The sequence below is a fragment of the Flavobacterium sp. 25HG05S-40 genome, assembly GCF_052654735.1.
The window spans coordinates 3,369,149-3,390,129 of the sequence record NZ_CP199750.1; the positions used below are offsets into that span (position 1 = coordinate 3,369,149).

The 20,981-nt window shown below is 35.9% G+C and carries 19 protein-coding genes; 10 read left to right on the forward strand and 9 right to left on the reverse strand.

Features of this window, described 5'->3' with window-relative positions:
• Positions 1–45 precede the first annotated feature (45 nt).
• Positions 46–828, forward strand: a complete 783-nt coding sequence (locus tag ACULEU_RS14750; RefSeq protein ID WP_445453333.1) for an enoyl-CoA hydratase/isomerase family protein — start codon at positions 46–48, stop codon at positions 826–828.
• 26 nt (positions 829–854) lie between these two features.
• Here the strand turns inward: ACULEU_RS14750 and ACULEU_RS14755 are convergent, their stop codons facing one another.
• The 3 genes from ACULEU_RS14755 to ACULEU_RS14765 form a co-directional block, all read right to left on the reverse strand.
• The gene (locus ACULEU_RS14755) at positions 855–1,508 is read right to left on the reverse strand and encodes an HD domain-containing protein (RefSeq protein ID WP_445453334.1); all 654 of its coding nucleotides are present in this window, start codon (positions 1,506–1,508) and stop codon (positions 855–857) included.
• 76 nt (positions 1,509–1,584) lie between these two features.
• Positions 1,585–2,574, reverse strand: a complete 990-nt coding sequence (locus tag ACULEU_RS14760) for an acyl-ACP desaturase (RefSeq protein ID WP_445453335.1) — start codon at positions 2,572–2,574, stop codon at positions 1,585–1,587.
• Between the two features lie 10 nt (positions 2,575–2,584).
• Positions 2,585–3,319 (reverse strand): lysophospholipid acyltransferase family protein, encoded by a 735-nt coding sequence (locus tag ACULEU_RS14765; protein ID WP_445453336.1) that lies wholly within the window; start codon positions 3,317–3,319, stop codon positions 2,585–2,587.
• A 235-nt stretch (positions 3,320–3,554) separates the two neighbouring features.
• On the opposite strand from ACULEU_RS14765, the gene recA reads away from it, so the two are divergent.
• The 4 genes from recA to ACULEU_RS14785 all read left to right on the forward strand — a co-directional run bounded on the left by recA (position 3,555) and on the right by ACULEU_RS14785 (position 7,261).
• Positions 3,555–4,559, forward strand: a complete 1,005-nt coding sequence (gene recA, locus ACULEU_RS14770; protein ID WP_445453337.1) for a recombinase RecA — start codon at positions 3,555–3,557, stop codon at positions 4,557–4,559.
• Positions 4,560–4,652: 93 nt separating this feature from the next.
• The gene (locus ACULEU_RS14775) at positions 4,653–5,066 is read left to right on the forward strand and encodes a hypothetical protein (protein ID WP_445453338.1); all 414 of its coding nucleotides are present in this window, start codon (positions 4,653–4,655) and stop codon (positions 5,064–5,066) included.
• 24 nt (positions 5,067–5,090) lie between these two features.
• Positions 5,091–5,642 (forward strand): RNA polymerase sigma factor, encoded by a 552-nt coding sequence (locus ACULEU_RS14780; RefSeq protein WP_445453339.1) that lies wholly within the window; start codon positions 5,091–5,093, stop codon positions 5,640–5,642.
• On the forward strand, positions 5,639–7,261 hold the full coding sequence (locus tag ACULEU_RS14785) for a hypothetical protein (RefSeq protein WP_445453340.1): 1,623 nt from the start codon (positions 5,639–5,641) through the stop codon (positions 7,259–7,261). Before ACULEU_RS14780 ends, ACULEU_RS14785 begins: the two co-directional genes overlap by 4 nt.
• Positions 7,262–7,346: 85 nt before the next feature.
• Here the strand turns inward: ACULEU_RS14785 and ACULEU_RS14790 are convergent, their stop codons facing one another.
• Positions 7,347–8,087 carry a lysophospholipid acyltransferase family protein gene (locus ACULEU_RS14790; protein ID WP_445453341.1) on the reverse strand — a complete coding sequence of 247 codons (741 nt, stop codon included), beginning with the start codon at positions 8,085–8,087 and terminating at the stop codon, positions 7,347–7,349.
• Positions 8,088–8,160: 73 nt separating this feature from the next.
• Between ACULEU_RS14790 and trpS the strand changes: the two genes are divergently transcribed.
• Complete coding sequence (gene trpS, locus ACULEU_RS14795) at positions 8,161–9,138, forward strand: tryptophan--tRNA ligase (protein WP_445453342.1); 978 nt, start codon at positions 8,161–8,163, stop codon at positions 9,136–9,138.
• 1 nt (position 9,139) lies between these two features.
• On the opposite strand, the gene ACULEU_RS14800 is transcribed toward trpS, so the two are convergent.
• Positions 9,140–10,600 (reverse strand): hypothetical protein, encoded by a 1,461-nt coding sequence (locus tag ACULEU_RS14800; RefSeq protein WP_445453343.1) that lies wholly within the window; start codon positions 10,598–10,600, stop codon positions 9,140–9,142.
• A gap of 48 nt (positions 10,601–10,648) precedes the next feature.
• Entirely contained in the window at positions 10,649–11,752 is a 1,104-nt protein-coding gene (gene dprA, locus ACULEU_RS14805; protein ID WP_445453344.1) for a DNA-processing protein DprA, read from the reverse strand.
• A gap of 103 nt (positions 11,753–11,855) precedes the next feature.
• On the opposite strand from dprA, the gene ACULEU_RS14810 reads away from it, so the two are divergent.
• The 4 genes from ACULEU_RS14810 (at position 11,856) to ACULEU_RS14825 (ending at position 17,495) form a co-directional block, all read left to right on the forward strand.
• A complete protein-coding gene (locus ACULEU_RS14810) occupies positions 11,856–12,794 on the forward strand; it encodes an HU domain-containing protein (protein ID WP_445453345.1) in 939 nt (312 codons plus the stop codon).
• Between the two features lie 75 nt (positions 12,795–12,869).
• Positions 12,870–13,379, forward strand: a complete 510-nt coding sequence (locus tag ACULEU_RS14815) for an acyl-CoA thioesterase (RefSeq protein ID WP_445453346.1) — start codon at positions 12,870–12,872, stop codon at positions 13,377–13,379.
• Between the two features lie 49 nt (positions 13,380–13,428).
• On the forward strand, positions 13,429–15,342 hold the full coding sequence (locus tag ACULEU_RS14820; RefSeq protein ID WP_445453347.1) for a transglutaminase-like domain-containing protein: 1,914 nt from the start codon (positions 13,429–13,431) through the stop codon (positions 15,340–15,342).
• Positions 15,342–17,495 (forward strand): hypothetical protein, encoded by a 2,154-nt coding sequence (locus ACULEU_RS14825; RefSeq protein ID WP_445453348.1) that lies wholly within the window; start codon positions 15,342–15,344, stop codon positions 17,493–17,495. The genes ACULEU_RS14820 and ACULEU_RS14825 overlap by 1 nt, the downstream gene beginning before the upstream one ends.
• A 50-nt stretch (positions 17,496–17,545) precedes the next feature.
• Here ACULEU_RS14825 and ACULEU_RS14830 read toward each other — a convergent pair whose 3' ends face one another.
• The 3 genes from ACULEU_RS14830 to ACULEU_RS14840 are packed head-to-tail and all read right to left on the reverse strand — an operon-like array spanning position 17,546 to position 20,967.
• Positions 17,546–18,805 (reverse strand): murein hydrolase activator EnvC family protein, encoded by a 1,260-nt coding sequence (locus ACULEU_RS14830; RefSeq protein WP_445453349.1) that lies wholly within the window; start codon positions 18,803–18,805, stop codon positions 17,546–17,548.
• Positions 18,806–18,826: 21 nt separating this feature from the next.
• On the reverse strand, positions 18,827–19,612 hold the full coding sequence (locus ACULEU_RS14835) for a DUF4292 domain-containing protein (protein ID WP_445453350.1): 786 nt from the start codon (positions 19,610–19,612) through the stop codon (positions 18,827–18,829).
• Entirely contained in the window at positions 19,612–20,967 is a 1,356-nt protein-coding gene (locus tag ACULEU_RS14840) for a tetratricopeptide repeat protein (RefSeq protein WP_445453351.1), read from the reverse strand. Before ACULEU_RS14840 ends, ACULEU_RS14835 begins: the two co-directional genes overlap by 1 nt.
• Between the last annotated feature and the right edge of the window lie 14 nt (positions 20,968–20,981).

The window sequence follows — 20,981 nt, forward strand, 5'->3', positions numbered from 1 at the left end:
TTTACTAAAAATTATTCGTGCATTAGTGGCCAAAAAAAACAATATATGACTTTTGAAAACATTCTTGTTACCACAGAAAATAACATCGGACAAATTACCATCAATCGTCCGTCAAAATTAAATGCGCTAAACAAAGCCACGATTCAGGAACTACACGATGCCTTTGAATCACTTGAAAGCAATGAAGAAGTACGCGTTATCATTATTACCGGAGAAGGTGAAAAGGCTTTTGTTGCCGGAGCCGACATTTCGGAATTTGCCAACTATTCGGTTGAGGAAGGAGCGCAATTAGCGGCTCAGGGACAGGAATTGCTGTTTGATTTTGTAGAGAATCTAAGAACTCCCGTTATCGCTGCCGTAAATGGTTTTGCTTTGGGTGGCGGATTAGAATTGGCGATGTCCTGTCATTTCAGAGTGGCTTCTGACAATGCCAAAATGGGATTACCTGAAGTTTCTTTGGGTGTCATTCCGGGTTATGGTGGTACACAGCGTTTACCCCAATTAATTGGGAAAGGTCGCGCCATGGAAATGATTATGACCGCCGGAATGATTTCTGCAGAAGAAGCTTTTCGTTCCGGATTAGTAAATCATGTAGTCCCTCAGGCCGAGCTTTTGGACTTTACCAAAGGCATTGCCACAAAAATAATGAGAAACTCTCCGTTTGCCATTGGCAGAGCGATAAAAGCGGTTAACGCTAACTTCAAAGATGGTATCAATGGTTTTGAAACAGAAATCAGAAATTTTGGTAAATGTTTCGGAACCGAAGATTTCAAGGAAGGGACGACCGCGTTTTTAGAGAAAAGAAAAGCGACGTTTAAAGGGAAATAAAAAAGAGAACCAATTGGTTCTCTTTTTTATTGGGCTCCATCCCACTCTGCATAAAACTGCGCCAGAAAGTGTTCCATGTAGTGGTGCCGTGCTTCGGCTAATTTCTTTCCGGTTGGTGTATTCATTTTATCCTTTAGCAATAATAGTTTCTCATAAAAATGGTTCAGTGTCGGAGATGCTGAATTTTTGTATTCTTCTTTACTCATTTCCAGTTTTGGTGGAATATCAGGATTGTATAAGGCTCTGTTTTTAAATCCACCATAATTGAAACAGCGTGCAATTCCGATAGCGCCAAGAGCATCTAATCGGTCGGCATCCTGAACGATTTCGAGTTCCTTAGAATGGAATTTCTTTTGAAAATTACCGCCTTTAAACGAGATGTTTTCAATAATATGAATCACATGCTGAATCGTAGGCTCGGAAACATGTTCCCTTTCTAAAAAAGCACGAGCAGTTTTGGGTCCAACGGTTTCATCGCCATCGTGAAACTTACTATCGGCAATATCGTGAAGCAAAGCGCCAAGCTGAACAACTGTTATATCACAATCTTCATCTTTGGCAATTAGAAGGGCATTTTTGTATACTCGTTCTATGTGAAACCAATCGTGTCCGCCTTCGGCATCGGCTAGTTTTTCTTTTACAAAGGCAATTGTGGTCTGTATTAATGGAGTGGGATTCATGTTTTTTAACTAAAAATGTTGTCTTGAAAGGAACAAGACAACATCTATTTTTAATTTGTATATAGTGTACTCTGAATTATTTAATTAAAGCCGGTTGCACCCATTTAAATACATAATTCTCATCGGGCAAAATTAATCGTTCTGAGACTTTTGCCATACGTGCCGGTAATTTCATTAGATAATCTCTCGCTTTTTCGGCTTCGTCGGTAAGACTAGACATCTTATCAATTTCCCATTTATCAATCAGTTTTTGAAGAATTTCCACATAGTCATTCGCCGTATAAACACCAAGCTTTTGAGCTGAATTAGAAAACTCTTCGAAAGCTTTACCGATTTTTTCACCTGATTCTCTTAGGAAATGTGCAGGCATCGTAATTTTTTGCTTCATCATATATTGAAACGCCAACATCATTTCTGAAGGATCTACTTTGAAGATTTGTGTTACAAATTCGCTATATGCGGTATGATGACGCATTTCATCACCGGCAATTAATTTGCAGGCTTTTGATAATTTTTTATCGCCATAATCTTTAGCAATCTGAGAGACTCTATTGTGAGAAACATAGGTTGCCAATTCCTGAAAACTAGTGTAAACGAAGTTCTTGTAGGGATCTTTTCCTGTTCCGATATCGAAACCATCATTGATTAAATGCTGTGTTGTGATTTCAACTTCACGCATATTTACTCTTCCTGATAAATAAAGGTATTTGTTGAGCAAATCTCCATGACGGTTTTCTTCACCTGTCCAATGACGAACCCACTTTGACCAGGCATTTCTCCCTTCGTTATCAATTCCTTCCACTTCCATTAACCAAGATTCGTATGTTGGAAGTGCTTCTTCGGTAATCGTGTCACCAACCATAGCTACCCAAAAATCATAAGGCAAGTCTTTGGCGATTTCTTGTAATTCTTTAACCTCTTCAAAGAATGTATCGCTTTGAGCATCTGGAATAAGGTCTGATGGCTGCCAAATTTTTTCAACCGGAATCAAAAACTCATCAATAAACCCCTCGACTTTGTTCTCCAGAAACTGCATTACTTCCAGACGGACATTTTTTATAGACATGGTATCGAAATTAAATTTTAATAGATTGGGTTACTGATCTTTCTGTTTTGTCCATTATTTCTTCAAATGAAAATCCGTTAACCGGAATAGCTTCGTGAATGATAAACTGTAAACGATTTCCCAAACCCATAGGGAAGGCACCAAATTTAACCATTTTCCACGAATTATTAATAGTAATGGGTACAACAAATGCTGACGGTGCGTTTTTACATAAGATTTTTAGTCCGCTTTGGGCAAATTCTTTGGGCTTACCGTCTTTACTTCTTGTGCCTTCCGGGAAAATAACGGCTGAACGTTGGTGCTTTTCAATATAATCAGACAATCCTTTAATCAAGGGAATGGCTTGTTTTGGGTCTTTCCGATCAATTAAAACAGAGCCTCCATGACGGAGATTATACGAAACACTTGGAATGCCTTTGCCCAATTCTTTTTTGCTGACAAATTTGGCATGAAAACGACGTAAATACCAAATGATACCAATAATATCATACATGCTTTGGTGATTGGCCACAAAAATTATCGGGACATTTTTCGGAATGGTATCTCGGTTTTCAAAGGTATAGGTTGTACCTAAAATTCGGGTGCAGAGCGTCAAGCAAAAATTCAGATAATCTACACTCTTTTTGTGAGCCTGATAACCAAAAATATTGAAACAAACCCATTGAATAGGATGAAAAACAACCAAACACAATCCAAAACAAAGATAAAAAACCACCGAAATTGGATACGAAATAAGCTTTTCCATAAAATAAAAATAGACTACAAAAATAACGAAAAATAGAGTTTTGGAATACAAATCAACGTTAAATATCCTTTTTTAATCCAAAGAAAATGTATACTTTTTGTATACCATTTTATTTTCTAATCCTTCTACCTTTAGTCTTATTGATAGGGCTGAAATAATTTGTTCAAAACTCCTCTAATTTGTATCCTATGACATCAAAAAAAGCATTATTTTTATGCCACAAAATTTATAAAAAATGAGTTCAGAAAAAGAAGCGAAATTAAAAGCATTACAATTAACGCTAGATAAATTAGACAAAGCTTACGGAAAAGGAACCGTAATGAAAATGGGGGATAAAGCTGTAGAAGAAGTAGAAGTAATTGCTTCTGGCTCGCTTGGTTTAGACTTAGCTTTAGGTGTAAATGGATATCCAAGAGGAAGAGTTATCGAAATATATGGCCCGGAATCGTCGGGTAAAACAACCCTGACATTACACGCAATTGCTGAAGCCCAAAAGGCGGGTGGAATTGCAGCGTTTATCGATGCTGAGCATGCTTTTGACAGAAATTATGCTGAGAAGTTAGGTGTTGATATTGAAAATCTGATCATTTCGCAACCGGACAATGGTGAACAAGCCTTAGAAATAGCCGAAAACTTAATCCGATCTGGTGCCATTGATATTGTAGTTATTGACTCGGTTGCAGCCTTGACTCCGAAAAGTGAAATTGAAGGAGAAATGGGTGATTCTAAAATGGGATTACATGCCCGTTTAATGTCACAAGCCTTGAGAAAATTAACCGGAACCATTAGTAAGACACATTGTACAGTATTCTTCATCAATCAGTTAAGAGAGAAAATTGGAGTAATGTTTGGTAACCCGGAAACAACAACCGGTGGAAATGCCTTGAAGTTTTATGCTTCGGTGCGTTTAGACATTCGCCGTTCATCACAAATTAAAGATGGCGAGAATGTTATTGGAAATAGAACTAAAGTTAAAGTGGTAAAAAACAAAGTTGCGCCGCCTTTTAAAACAGCAGAATTTGACATCATGTATGGCGAAGGTGTTTCCAAAACTGGTGAAATTCTTGACTTAGCTGTTGAATTTGAAATCATCAAGAAAGCAGGCTCTTGGTTCAGTTATGGCGACACAAAATTGGGACAAGGAAGAGATGCTGTGAAAGTCCTGATAAAAGACAATCCAGAATTGGCCGACGAATTGGAACAAAAAATAAAAGACCTCATCAAAGAGAACAACGCCTAAAAATATAAACCCGAAATTTTTTTCGGGTTTTTTTATTACCTTAACGCAACCCTTTTTATAAACAAACATCATAGCAACAAATCGATTATTATTATGAAAAAAATAGCCTCACTTTTAGTACTTCTTTTTTTATTTAACGCCTGTTCACCAGACGAGGGCATTCAATATCATCTTGAACTCACACCGATAGAAAGTGTTGATATTCCAACAGAATTTACTTTGGGCGAAACCTATCCAATTACCGTTCGCTATACAAAGCCAACTACTTGTTATTATTTCAATAGCCTGTATTATGACAAAGATTTAAACGTAAGAACTATTGCTGTAGAAAGTGCCGTAGAACAAAGCGACAATTGTTTTGATTTGAGTGGCGCTGATGCCGTTGCCGAGTACACTTTTAATTTTTATGTAACGAGCAATGGTTCCTATATTTTTAAGTTTTATCAAGGTAAAAATGAAAGCGGAGAAAATATATTTTTAGAATATGAAGTGCCTGTGTTAGATTAATTTTAATAAATCAATTATTGAAAATTGGATTTAAAACAACTCATAAATGATTGCCAAAACAACGATAGAAAAGCACAAGAACAGTTATACCGATTATACTCGTCAAAACTGTTTGCTGTATGCTTAAAATATTCGCGCAATTATACTGAGGCACAAGACAATTTACAAGATGGGTTTTTATTGATTTTTAACAAAATTGGACTGTATTCGTTTAAAGGTTCTTTTGAGGGTTGGCTGAAACGAGTGATGATTAATCATGTGCTGCAACAGTATAGGACACAAACTTTTTTGAGCTTAGTTAATGAAAATGTTTCTGATGAAGCCGAAATTGAAATTGATGATGAAGATATTTCTCTTGATTATTTGCTGAAATTAATTCAGGAATTACCCGATAGATATCGATTAGTTTTCAACCTGTATGTCATTGATGATTATTCGCATGCTGAAATTGCTGAAATGCTTTCGATAAATATCGGAACGTCTAAATCCAATTTATCGCGGGCACGAATGATTTTAAAAGAAAAAATAGAACAATATCGAAATGAAGAAAACAAAATAGTTCCTTCTGCAAAATGAGTGAAAGAAAAAACATAGATCGACTGTTTCAAGAAAAATTCAAAGACTTCGAAGAAATTCCTTCGGAAGAAGTTTGGGTAAATATTGAAGCACAACTCGATGAAAAAAAGAAAAGAAGAGTAATTCCGTTTTGGTGGAAGTTATCTGGCGTTGCTGCTGTGTTTTTAATTGGATTCTTAGTGTCAAAATCGATTTATGATGACAACGTCACTCCAGTAAATCCAATTGTAAAGGAAAGCAATTCAAATCCAGCAGAAAAGTCAAAAACTGACGACATCAACAAAAAAGATTTGAAAATAAACAGTGGTGTTACAACTGAAGATGCGGTTGTAGATAAAAGCAATTCCACTAAATCAAATCAAAATTCAGCCGATGACACACCTAGAAAAAATCGCTTTAACAATAATGAAGATGCGGTTGTGATCAATCCAAAAGAAACAAAAATCAATACTGCCTCTGGAAAAAATCAAAAAACTCAAAAGACTCACAATGCTTCTATATCAGGTGTGGCTGACAGAAAGCCGACACGTAAACGTTCCTTGAAAAATAGTGGCAGTACTGACCAGAACCAAACTCCACTCACTGAAGCTACATTAGAAAAAACAAATAATTTAACTGCAGAAAATCAGAACAAAAACAGTCAATCTACAGCTAAAAATGATATAGTTCAAAACGATTCTCAAGAGAAAACCAATAAAGAAACATTACCATCTATTGATAAGAAAGCCATCAATTTTGATGACTTAAAAGGGACTACTACTTCAAACATTGCAACGAAAGAAGTAGCCCCAAAAGCAAACGATACTGCTACTGCTATAACCAGTGTCGCGACTAATGAATTGGAAGAATTGCTAAATGAAAAAGAAAGCAAATTGAAAAAGGAATCTAAGAGAAGCAGGTGGCAGCTAGCCTCAAATGTTGCGCCTGTTTTTTTAGGTTCTGTTTCAAACGGTTCGCCAATTGATTCTACACTATCCAAAAACTCAAAATCGTATAACACGAATGTTGGTTTTGGTATTGGTGTAAGCTATGCTGTAAACAACAAATTCTCCATTCGGACAGGATTGAACAAGGTCAATTTGAGTTATGACACTAACGACATTTCCTTTTTTAGGGGAATGCAAGCGAAAACATTATCAGGTGTTCAACACAATGCCGCAAGTGCCATGATACATGTTGAGAGTAATAGTGCTGCCAATACAACTCCGTCTTCAGAAATTGAATTGTTGCCTTTTGAAACTACGTTCGTAAACAAAAGTGTCGGCTCTTTGAAACAAGAAATGGGCTATCTCGAAATGCCTGTTGAAATGACCTACAATGTTTTGGATAAAAAATTTGGGATCAAAATTATTGGCGGTTTCAGTACGCTTTTCCTTCAAGAAAATAGTATTTCCATTATTTCCGAAAACAGAGATACTGCCTTAGGTAAAGCCAATAATTTAAATGATGTTCATTTCAGTACCAATTTCGGGTTAGGTTTCCGATATAGTTTCCTGAAATCTTTTGAGTTTAATGTTGATCCTACCGTAAAATATCAAGTAAATACTTTTAATGGAAATGCTGGTAGTTTCAAGCCCTATCTGTTTGGAATTTACAGCGGTATTAGTTATAAATTTTAGTTTGTTACTTGTTTAAAATTAGTTAAGTGATGTTATTATTTTCGAGTAATAACTGGAAAAGAGTTCCAAATTTTGGGACTCTTTTTTATTTTTCAAAAGCGTGAAGCTGCTTTAAAATAACTTGACGAACGGATTCTTTTAAGGTTTTTTTGTACTCTGGAGTGACATTTTCTGTATCAAAAAAACGATGGATTTTAACACGCATTTCTCCCGGACTTCCACTGAAAAATGTGTATGAAAAACGTTTTTTGTTGTCTGCAAAAGTTAGTGGAACTATCGGAATATGATGCTCTATGGCTAATCGGAAAGCACCGTCTTTAAACTCATCTAGCATTACGGATTCGTCGTCAGGAACACCGCCTTCAGGAAAAATACAAATACTTAAACCCTGATTCAAACGTTGCTGTGCGCTTTCAAAAACGGCCATTCTGCTTTTAGAACTTTTTCGATCCACCAAAATACAAGTGCGTTTGTAGAAAAATCCGAAAAGCGGAATCTTGGCCAATTCTTTTTTACCTACAAAAACAAACGGATTTTTAACTACTGAAAGCATCAGCATAATGTCGGTCATCGAAGTATGATTGGCAACAAACATATAGCTTTTGCCTTCTATGATTTCCTGCTCACTTTCCACTTTCGTAGAAAAACCCATGCCAAAAAGGATCACTTTTGCCCAAATTCGAGCCATCACAAAAAAATAGGGATACCATTTTTCGGAAAGAATCGAAATAAAAAGGAAGGGAAACATGACCAATATCGGAATCGCCATCAAAATGTAAAACCAAATACGATAAAGTGTCCAAAATACAATTTTCAATGCTCTCATGTTGTCAAATATACTGAAAGGTGTGCAATTTTTAATACAAAGGTTTAACTTTGCGGCTAGAAAAAAATTGAAGATGTCAAAAATACTAACCGGAATTCAGAGCACAGGAACACCTCATTTGGGAAACTTATTAGGGGCTATTATTCCAGCTATTGAACTGTCAAAAAATCCTGCAAACGAATCGTTTTTGTTTATAGCTGATTTACATTCTGTTACACAAATAAAAAACGGAGAAGAACTTCGTCAAAATACGTATAGCACTGCTGCTGTTTGGTTAGCTTGCGGATTGGATATTAAAAAAGTAATTTTTTACCGTCAGAGTGATGTGCCTCAAACGGCTGAATTATCTTGGTACTTAAGTTGCTTTTTCCCGTTTCAACGATTGACTTTAGCACATTCTTTCAAGGATAAAGCAGATAGATTAGAAGATGTAAATGCGGGCTTGTTTTCGTATCCGATGTTGATGGCAGCTGATATTTTATTATATGACGCTAATTTTGTTCCTGTTGGAAAAGACCAATTGCAACACATCGAAATTACCCGTGATGTTGCTTCTCGTTTTAACCATCAAATGGGAGAAACTTTTGTGATTCCGGAAGCTAAAGTTCAGGAAGAAACTATGTATATCCCTGGAACAGATGGTCAAAAAATGAGCAAATCGCGTGGCAATATAATCAACATTTTTTTAGATGATAAAGCTTTGCGTAAGCAAATCATGACCATTGAAACCGATAGCACTCCATTGGAAGAACCTAAAAATCCGGATACTTGTAAAATATTTGGACTCTATAAATTATTAGCAAATAGCGAACAAATTGCCCAAATGAGAACGAAATATGCTAATCTCAACCGCGATTTTGGTTATGGTCATGCCAAACAGGAATTGTTTGAGTTAATCATTACCAACTTCAAAACGGAAAGAGAAAAATACAATTACTACATGAGCAATCTTTCAGAAGTGGATGCATTGCTCCAACAAGGGGCTTTAAAAGCCGGAAAAGTAGCGGATGGCGTCTTGCAGAAAGTTAGGATTAAGCTGGGTTTTGAGTAAATTATTCTCTGTTTTGACTTAAAGGATTTATAGTAGCGCCAGGCGACTCAATATCCAAACCATCATTAGAATAAAAGATAACAGCATCGTTTAGGAATCCGTAATCCGTGTGGAGAATTTCTTTGGCAGACGGAACTAATTCGCTGAATCGATATTCAACAATGGAATGATTTCTAATAAAAAGATGATTGCTTTTGGTTTGAAAAGTAGCCCATTTTTTCCCTAAGTAAATATTGAAAATGGTTTGGCTGTAATCACTGTTGAAGTTAATTTCCAGATGCTCTCCAGCTTTAACATAATGGGCGCTTCTCGGCATTTTTATAGAATCATACATTACCGTATTCTCTAGCAAAACCATATCGTATTTAGTTTTATTAGTTACCGTAATAAAGTGATTACTGTCTCCCGTTGGCGGATTCTCATAAAAAGTTTCAAACGGATTTTCACCAGTTTTCAGCGATACATCTTGCGTCATTTGTTTAATATCTGACGCTTTATATTCCGCCAAGAAAACCATAAAACTGTCTATATTAAATTTCATGTTGGTGTAATATCTATCCAGTTGTCGCGGTTCAGGTGTATATTCGATTTCGTCCTCATAAACCACATCATCATTGGTTTCGAAATTATTAAAATTATTAGTGCTGAAAAAAACCACTACTCTTATAAAAACGAAAAGTCCCACTACAATATATACCCAAGTCAGGTTTCGCCTTTTCGGAATATGGGTACCAAAATTAGCATCGGAAATGTTTTTGTTGCTCTTGATTTTTTGTGTAAAATCGGAATCAAAAGCGACATAGTTATTCATGGCAGCAAAGGTTCTGTTAGCCAATTCTGAACTATAATCCATTTTGTATATTGCCGTGACGGTCTCTAATAATTGCTTTACTTTTTGCTCTATCTCTTCATTTTTAATACTGCTTAAAAAAGTGAAAAAGGAGCTATTTTTGATGTAAAGAACCCTAGATAAATTTCCATAAGGTGGTTTTAAAGCAGTGATTGCATCATCTAATTTGTCTAAAACATGTTGTCGTAAAGTGAAAATTAAATGGTCTGGGAAATAGTCTTTGGATTCTACCAAGAGCTCCAGTTCCTCGAATTTATTGGTCTCGAAATTTTGTATAAAAAACGTGTTCAATTCTTCGGTAAAGAAATTTTGGACAAATGCTTTCACCTTCTCTGTCTCAACAGCTGGAATTTCATTGATAAAATAGGATCTAGGATACTCTTTTTTGGCAAAAAAATTAAATAGAATTCTATTGTTTAGAATCACTTGAAATGCCTCTGAATGTGTTTTAAGGATTTTTAGAAGCTGTGTAATATCGGAATCTTCAATTTCCGGATGTGTCTCTTTTTGAGCCACTAATTCTTTTTTAATTTGTGTGTATTCTTCTTTGGAGAAATTTCCAATCTTTGATTTGTCAAGCGCAATCAATTCTAATAAGGCAATACTATTCATCTTCTTAAAGTGTAGCTATAAAAACAAATGTAGTAGATTCTTTTGAATTTAAACGGCTTCAAATAATTTTCCGGGCAACGGTCTAATTACGCCTTTCAATTCCATGTTCAAAAGTAAGGTCGAAATCCTAAAAATTGGAAATTCACATTCGAGAGCTATAATGTCCAAAAGTTGCTTTCCATTTTTAAGAAGATAATCGTAAACTTTTTGCTCATCGGCATCCAATTCGACGAACAACTGCTTTTGAACGGGTTTGACTTCTTTGATTCCGAGTTCCCAACCAAGTACATACACCAAATCGGCAGCTGATGTCATTACATTTGCATTTTGCGTTTTAATCAAAGTATTGCAGCCTTGACTGAATTTATCCGTGGTTCTTCCCGGTACGGCAAAAACATCTCTGTTGTAATCATTGGCCATCGTGGCCGTGATCAAGGAACCTCCTTTTTCAGCACTTTCGATCACAATTGTGGCTTCGCTCATTCCGGCTACTATTCTATTCCGACGTACAAAATTCTCTTTTTCAGGATTGGAATTACTCCAAAATTCGGTTAGAAAACCCCCATTTTCCTCCATTTTAGCAATGTACTTCTTGTGGGTTTTGGGATAAATCTGATTCAATCCATGTGCCAAAACACCAATCGTTTGCAGTTTGTTATCTATTGCGGCTTGATGCGCTACTATATCAACACCGTACGCAAAACCACTGACGATTATCGGATTGAAAACGGCCAAATCTTCTATTAGTTTTTTACAAAACGCAGTTCCGTAAGAAGTGATTTCTCTTGTACCCACTATGCTAATCATCTTTCGATTTTCAAAATTAAAATTTCCCGATGCGAAGAGTACAATAGGTCCGTCAATACAGTGCTTTAATCGTTCTGGATACTGCTCATTTTTATAAAACAAACAATTGATTTTCTCCTTTTCAATAAACTCCAATTCCCGTTCGGCTTTATCGAAAACCGTTTTATCTTTAAGCTTTTTCACCAAAGAATCGCCAATTCCATCTATCGTTTTTAGCGTTTTACTTGTAGTTTTAAATACATTTTCTGCTGAACCGCAATGGTTTATCAATTTTTTAGCGACAATGTCGCCTACGCCTTCTATCTTTAAAAGGGCTAAAATATGGAGAAGCTCAGTTGAATTCATGGTAAGTAATTTACTACGCAAAATACTAATTTTTTCTGCTGATTGTTAATAAATTTTGTGAATAATTTTTTGATAGTGCTATTGTTTCTCTAAATTTGTTCGCATGAAGATTGAGCAATACATTTCCCAGTTATTATACCGATATCAATGTGTTACCGTACCAGGATTTGGTGCGTTTTTAACAGAATTCCAGTCGGCGCAATTGGATGAAAACGCGCATTCTTTTTACCCGCCAAAAAAGATGATTTCGTTTAATCCGTTTATTAAAAATAACGATGGTTTACTGGCAAATCACTTGGCAGAATCGGAAAAAATATCTTATGAAGTTGCTGTGAATGCCATTCAGACTGAAGTGTCGCTTTGGAAAACAAAAATTCAGGAATTCGGTAATTTTTCTATTAAAAACATTGGCGATTTTTCATTGAACTCTGAAAGAAGCATTGTTTTTGTTCCTGTGGATCAAATCAATTATCTCAAAGAATCTTTTGGGTTGAGTTCCTTTGTCTCTCCAGCCGTAAAACGTGAAGTTTATAAAGAGCAGATTGAAGAATTGGAAGAACAAGCACCAATTATTTTTACGCCTGAAAAAAGACGAAATTATTCCGTTTTGAAATACGCTGCTGTTTTCTTGTTGACCGCAGGAATTGCCGGAACTGTAGGCTATAAATTCTACGAAAAGAAAATTGCCGAAGAAACCCTTTTGGTACAAACCAATGTTCAGAAAAAAGTAAATCAAAAAATTCAAGAAGCTACTTTCTATATCTCCAATCCGTTACCGTCAGTAACCCTTACCGTTCCCGCCGAAAAACTACCTTATTGTGTAGTAGCCGGAGCCTTTAGGATTGAAAGCAACGCAGAAGAGCAATACCAAAGACTACTAAAATTAGGCTTTCAAAAGGCCAAACGATTGGCGCCAAACAAACACGGATTGTTTCCTGTACTCTACGGAAGCTATTCCTCTTATAAAGAAGCACACCAAGCTATGAAAGATATTCAGAAACTGGACAACAAAGATGCTTGGCTTTTAATTGAAGCATTATAAAAATAGTCCCTTCTTGTTTTTTTGTTAACGAGAAGGGATTTTTTAGTTACTGTCATTACCTTTGCCAAAAAAAGTATGAGCCCAAAATTTCCCTCTGAATCGCTGACCATTTTAACCGATTTGGTTTTACCAAGCGAAACAAATCCCTTGAATAATCTTTTTGGTGGCGAATTATTAGCCAGAATGGACAGAGCCGCAAGTATTGCCGCCCGAAGACATTCGCGCAGAATTACTGTTACTGCTTCTGTAAACCACGTTGCTTTTAATCGTGCCATTCCTCTTGGAAGTGTCGTAACGGTAGAAGCCAAAGTATCACGTGCTTTTACTTCCTCTATGGAAATCTTTTTGGATGTATGGATTGAAGACCGCGAATCCGGAGTAAGATCAAAAGCCAATGAGGCGATTTATACTTTTGTTGCCGTAAACGAAATGGGGAATCCAGTTCCGGTTCCGCAAATTGAACCACAAACCGATGAGGAAAAATTGAGGTACGACGCCGCTTTACGCAGAAAACAACTGAGTTTAGTACTCGCCGGGAAAATGAACCCTCACGATGCTACTGAATTGAAAGCTTTGTTTGTCTGATAATTTCTTTATTTTCAAAAAAGTAGTATATTCCCAAAAAATATAACCCATGAAAACCACTTTGAAGTGGATTGGTTTGTTATGCTTTTTGGGGAATACCGTTTTTTCTCAAAAGAACATAGATCCAACTCCTGAAGATGTTTCTCTTGCTAAAAAATTAAGAGAAAAGTATTCAAAAGATGATATTGCCATTTTAGAAAGTACGGACAACATCAGTTTCGATTTCAATAAAAAAGAAGGCAAAGTTACCGTGTTTCATAACGCCAAAGAACATTTAATGAACATCAATCACAGGGCTGATATTCATAAATATGAATTCTATGATAGTGAAACCCAAATCGAAACCTTTTCGATGAAGTACCGCAATGATAAATCCACATCGTTTTTTGTTAAAGACGAATTTTACAAGGACAAGGATTTGTTTTATAATGATGCTCGAGTGAAATATATGACGGTCGATTTTCCGGTTCAAGGATATACGTACCGTTATGAAATGGAGAAAAAATATAAGGATGTAAAGTATTTTATATCACTTTATTTTAATGATGAATATCCAGTTCTCAAAAAAACCATCTCCTTCAGCATTCCAAACTGGTTGGAAGTGGAATTAAAGGAATTTAATTTTGAAGGCTATCAAATCAAGAAAACATCGCGTCAGGAAAACAACATGACCTATGTTACCTACACTTTAGAAGACGTTCCAGCGGTGTATAAAGAGGAGGATGCTCCGGGCAGAAGTTATACGTATCCGCATGTTTTGGTGCTGGCAAAATCGTTTACAGATAACGGAAAACAGACTACTTTATTCAAAACTAGCGACGATTTGTACAAATGGTATAAATCATTGTTGGCCATGATGAAGGATGACACCAATGTAATGAAAGCGAAGGTTGCCGAACTTACAGCCAATGCCAAAACAGACGATGAAAAAATCAAAAACATCTATTATTGGGTTCAGGACAACATCCGTTATATCGCCTTCGAAGACGGAATCGCCGGTTTTAAACCTGACGAGTCCAACAACGTATTTGAAAAACGATACGGCGATTGCAAAGGAATGGCCAATCTTATAAAACAGATGTTGAAAATGGCTGGCTTTGATGCTCGTCTTTCATGGATTGGAACCAAGCATATTGCCTATGATTACAAAACTCCTTCCTTAGCTGTAGACAATCACATGATTTGTACGCTCATTCATAAAGGTAAAAAGTATTATCTAGACGGAACGGAAAAATTCAATTCTCTTGGCGAATATGCAGAGCGCATTCAAAGCAAGGAAGTGATGATTGAAGATGGTGACAAATGCCTCATTGAAAAAATTCCGGCGGTTACTAATGAAGCTAACAAAGAGCAGTTTAAAGCCACCTTATCCATACAAGATGAACGATTAACCGGTAATTGCAACCACAACTACAGTGGTGAAAGTCGTGCTCAATTTTTGAATATCTATAACAATTTTGAAACCAACAAAAAGAAAGAACGTTTGGACGGTTATATCTCAAAACAAGATAAAAACATTACAACTTCAGATCTAAAAACCACCGATTTTCAAAACAGAGACGGGAAACTGAATCTCGATTACAAAATCAATATTGCTAATAAAGTTTCTTCTTTTGACAACGAAATGTATATCGACTTAGAATTCATGAACGAATACAAAGGTTTTGTACTGAAAGATAGAAAAGTGGATTATGAAATGGATTATAAAACCCACTACGAATCCCAAATTAATCTGATTATTCCCGATGGTTATAAAGTAACCCGACTTCCTTCCAATCTTTCCATCAAGGAAAACGATTTTGACATCAACATCACTTTTGACAAAACCGAAAAGGAAATCATTTACAAAAAATCATTCATCTTCAAAAACGGACGAATCAAAGCCAGTGAAATGGATAAATGGAACGATTTTATCAAAAAAATGATTGAAAACTATAACCAACAAATAACCATCAGTAAGTAATGAAAACCAAACTACTAGTACTATTGCTTTTTGTTTTACAATTTGCAGCAGCTCAAGAAAAAAATGAAGTGAAAGATTTTTTCTGGGGAAAGAATGATGCCTTCCAAAAAGCAAACACCATTCCGGATAAATGGAAAAATGAATCGGCCGTAATTCTTCATAAATATGAATATTATGATTATCATAAGTTTGGTGTGAATGTAACGTATACATCAGGCATCAGAAAAAGAATAAAGTTATTGGATCAGGCTTCGGTGACCGAGTTTTCACAATTCTCTTATAAAAGCAAATTCTACTCCAACAAAGCCATGGGGAATTTTTGGCGCAGAGGAACCACATTTGTTGGCATAAAAGTGGTGAAACCGGATGGAAAAGAAGTAGAAATTAATGTTGAAAAAGAAGCCAAAGAAGTTGATGGCGAGCAAAAAATAGCGATTCCAAACCTTGAAATTGGAGATGTCATCGATTATTATTTCTATAGTGTCGAACCCTTTAAATCGGCTTTAGATTACAGTTTCGATCCTGTGGAAACACCACTTGGCGATGTGTATCCCACAATGGATTTAAAAATTGTACTGGAAACGGAAAATGACTTCTTTGTTAATTTCAACACCTATAATAGCGCTCCTGGATTGAAGGAAATTCCAACGAACAAAGGTGGTCAAAGACGTTACGAATTATCTGAAAAAGACATCAACAAGAACGAGTTTCCCCGATGGTTCTCGCCTTTGGCAGAAATGCCTTGCTATAAGTTTCAGGTAATCTTTGCGCGTTCCGGAAAGTTCGAAAAGCTTGCGGATGGATTTTTGTCTAAATCAGAAAAAGAGGTAAAGAAAACCGTTTCTAAGGATGATATTTTTGATTATTATAACACTAAATTCGTTCCCGGTGGCAACTTAGATCCAATAAAAGAGTTCCTAAAAGGCAAAACCTTTGCCAATGATGAAGAAAAAATCAGAGAAGTATATTACTTCTGTCGTCATGACTTTTTTACCAAATATATCGAAGCATTTGTAGCCAATGACGCCAAGATTTTTTATCCGTTTGAGTATTATGAAAGAGCCGTCTTTCTGAGAGATGAAGTATCGTTTATCAATTATTTTATGTACTTCCTTAAAAAGAACGACATCAACTACGACATTATAGTAGCAACTGAAAGATATAATGGCTCTATTGACGATTTGCTTATACAATCTAATGTGAAAAAACTATTGCGGGTAAACACGCCAAACCCCGTTTATCTTGAATACTTTTCTCCTTTTACAAGTGCGGATCAATTTGATTATTACGTAGAGAATTCTAAAGCGTATGTTCTTGAGGTTTCAAAAGGGAAGCGAGTGACAGATGCTTCAGTTGTAATGCTACCACCGAGTACTTATCAAGAGAATTGCACCAAAACCAAAACGACCATACAACTGGATGATTTTGCAGGATACAAAGTGAAACGACATTCTTCCTTTTTGGGTCATTTAAAAGAAAGTGAGCAAAGAGAAAAGCTCAATTTTTATGATTATGTCTATGAAGATTATACAAAATATGGCTCCACTCCGCTAATGGATTATGTAAAAAACAAGAAGAAAAAGGAGCAATATACCAATGAAATGAATGCTATAATCAACAAGCAGAAAGACAAACAAAAGGATGAATTTAAAGATACAACCTCAAAAGAATATGAAGTAGAGATTGATGAGTATAAATTTGATATTCAAAGCACAGGTCGCTATGGCAAAAAATCGGCTTTGGAATTTAATGAAGAATTTTTGATAAAAAACAATTGGATCAAAAAAGCCGGAGATAAATATTTGATGGAATTGGGTAAGTTTCTAACTTCTCAAATCGAGATTACCCAAAAAGAAAAAGACAGAAAGAACAATATTTATATGACGTATCCACGTTCATTTGACAATGAAATTATTTTCGAAATTCCGGCAGGTTACACGGTTTCCGGTTTGGAAAAGTTTAATAAGAAAGTAGAAAATGAAACGGGTGGATTTACGTCAACGGCTGAAGTGAAAGGCAATACACTAGTTATCAAAACCTATAAATACTATAAAAACTATAATGAGCCCAATGCGAATTGGAATAAAATGATTCAGTTTTTGGATGCTGCTTACCAATTTACTCAGGAAAAAGTACTGTTGAAGAAAGCGTAATTTCATCTTTCTATATATTAAAAAGCCCCGAATTATCGGGGCTTTTTATTTTATCTTCCAGACAACCATGAAGTTGGATTAAAGTATACGGAGTTTTGAGAGACTAAAAACTTAAGAATGGTTTGTCCATCAGGATCGGTTCTGATTTTACCTAAGGTTTCTTTGGCCGATACTTTATCTCCCACCTGAACGTTCACAGAGCTTAGGTTTTGATAAATAGTGAAAAAGTCTCCATGTTTGATTAACACTGCCTTTTTAAGCGGCGTTATTTGTTGTACTTGAGCTACTTCTCCCGAAAAAACGGCTCTGGCCGTGGCGCCACTTTCGGTAGAAATTTCGATACCACTGTTGTGTACCATCAACGATTTGAAAACAGGATGCGGTTGATCACCATATCCAAGTGAAATAGCTCCTTTTTCTACCGGCCATGGCAGTCTGCCTTTGTTAGACTTGAAATTATCGGAAACTATTTTTCCTTCTGGTGTTAAAACAATTTTTGTAGAAGATTCGATAGCTTTCTTTTCAGCGGCAGTCGTTTTTGGATTTGATTTTACACTTGCAGCAGCTGTCTTTTTGTTAGCCGCAGCAATGGCTTGGCGAACAAGTTTTTGGATTTGTTGGTCAATTTTTCTAGTTTCCTGTTGCTTTTTCTTGATTTCAGCCGTGATTTTCCCTTTCTCCTTCTGAATCTGAGCGGCTATTTTTTCTTGCTCTTTTCGTTCTATTTCAAGAGCTTCTTTTTCTTTTTCATTCTCAACAATCAGTTTTTCCTTTTCTTTTTTCTGAACTACAATTTGATTGGTGTAACCAGTTAACTGCTTGGTTTTATCTTCTATTTCGCGCCCTTGCATTTTACGGTAACTTGCGTACTGTTTCATGTACTGCGCTCGTTTATACGCTTGCAAAAAATTCTCCGAGGATAATAAAAACATGGCCTTGCTCTGATCAGAACGGCTTTTGTATGACTTTAAAATCATAGCCGCATAATCTTTGCGCAGCTGCTCTAAATCTTTATTGAGTTGATTGATTTTTAACTGATTGATATAAATATCATTATTGAGTAATTTGGTTTGCTTTTCGGTGGTTTTGATTAGTTTTTCTTTCAACCCGATTTTCTCCTTCTGAATCAACAATTGCCCTATAACTGATTTTTCTTTGGTCTTAACAGACTTTAACAGTTGCTCTTTTTCCTGAATTTCCAACTGAATTTTGGCTTTGCGGTCCTCAAGTTGTTGTTGCGTTGGCGGTTGACTCCGCATTTTTAATGTGAGGCAAAAAAATACTGCTATTGATAAAAGAAATTTTGGCATGTGCTGATTATTTGGTCTTTGCTATTCTATAAAAATTCGGTCATATCCCTCAGGAACACTATAAGGAAACGATAATTCTTCATTAAATGTGGCCGAGTTATAGTCGATGTTGATAGTTGTTTTTCCTTTCTTCTGAAACGCATTAATATTGAGCTTAGCCGGCAAAAAGAGGGAAGCTAATTCTTGAAAGTTGGGATAATTAACTTCAAAAGTACGTTCCTTTTCGGGCTGCATAATTTCCTGCTTTTTCAGTAAAAAATGCTCTGCTTCAAAGAAAAAAGATTTCTCATCTGTTCCTTCCTTAGCATTTAACTTATAGAATTTATCCGTTTCCGCAAACGAATAGTTTCCTTTTGATAAATCGTCAATCGGGTTTCCGGTAAGCATATTTTGAACTTTTTGATAATCTAAATCGGTTCCGAGCCATTGACTCAATTTAAAATAATCGCCTTCAAAATACGTTCCGTTTAGTTTTTCATAATACTTTACTTCTTTGGGTGTGATTAAAGCCTTGGCCATCGTAATCCCGAGAACGCGAATGCTTACTAAAATCTGTTCGTCTTTTTTTATTTTAATTTCTGCAGAAACACTCTGTGAATCATCATCGTGTTTGTATTTGGCACTGGCTCTAATGTATAACGTTGTATAATCACTTTTATTACTGTAGTGTTTCTGAATTACTTTTCCCGAAGTTATTGCTGTGTCAGCCACTGAAGCGTTCGTGGGCGTTTTAGTATCCACAAAAACCTGCTTCGGTTTACACGATGCAAAAAATACAACCAACAGCATCAATATTCCCTTTTTCATTATTTCTTTTGCTTTTTAATAAGTTCATTGGCCTTGATAAAATATTTCTCTTTCTTGGTTGCATCACCCAAACCATTATAGGCTTCCCCTAATTGAATATTGAAATTAATTTCTAAAGCGTCATCATCCACCACAAAATCCAAGCCTGATTCTAAAAAACTTATGCCTTTTTTAAAGTTCTTCATCTGATTGTTTGCCAATCCGGCGTAATAGTAAAACTGTGGCTGTGTCGGAAAGAGTTGTGTGAGTGTATCGGCTTTTTGGGCCAAAACATCAAACTGCTGATTTTCGGTGTAGGCCTGCATCAATAAAAGCTGTGTCTCCACATCATCTTCGGCATTTTTCAGATGCATTTCAAAATACTTTATCGCTTGAAGCCAATTGGATTTGGAATAATGAAACTTCCCTATTTCTTTGGCAACTCGCACCTCTTTGTCGTTATCAAAATAGGAAATCGCTTTGTCTAAATCGGTTTCGTATTTTGGATTGTTTTTAGCAAATATCAAAAACTCATTCAGCATTCTGTGTTTGATTTTAGAGTCTATTTTTTTACTCGGAAATACGATATTCATGGCTTTTACAGCATTATCACCGTCATTATTATTGAGATGAAATTTGAATAAACTCACTTGAGCCCAATCGGAAGTTGGAATTTCCTTTTCTAATTTTTGCGCTATCTCCAAAGCCTTTTCTTCCTGATTGCTCTGCGAATACATATAAATCAAGGCAATGTAATTAGACTCTTCCTTAGGAAACTTTTTGATTTGATCTAGCAAATTGAATTTTTCTGAAGATTGGTATCTTGAGTCCTTAAGAATATCGGCTTTGTACAATTCGCGTTTGTCCGATTTCCCGAACTTATCGTTCAATTCGTTGATTAAAGTCAGAGCTTTATCAAATTGCTGCGTATTCATATACAACGAAGTCAAATCCTCTTTGTAATCTTCTTTGAAGGTTACCAACTTCTCTACAATAGGAATGGCTGCATTATAATCGCGTGTTTGATAGTAGACATCATATATTCCGACCCAAGCCCAACGGTTGTTGGGTTCCATTTTACTGGCTTTTTCAAAGTTACTCAACGCCTCTTTATACTTTTTTTGAGCGAAATAATTCTTGCCTAATTCGAAATATATGATGGGATTGTCAGGCTGAATAACCTTGCCTTTTTCTAGTGCATCAATAGCTTTGTCATAGTTTTCGATGCTTTTTTGCTTGATAGCTTCAAAGAAAATATCTTGGAAACCGTCGTCTATTGTAACTACATCGTTGTTAGGCTCGGTTTGAGCTACAACACTATTGGGAACGCATAACATTCCGAGAAACAATACATAAACAATTCCTAATTTTTTCATTTTTGGCTGAATAT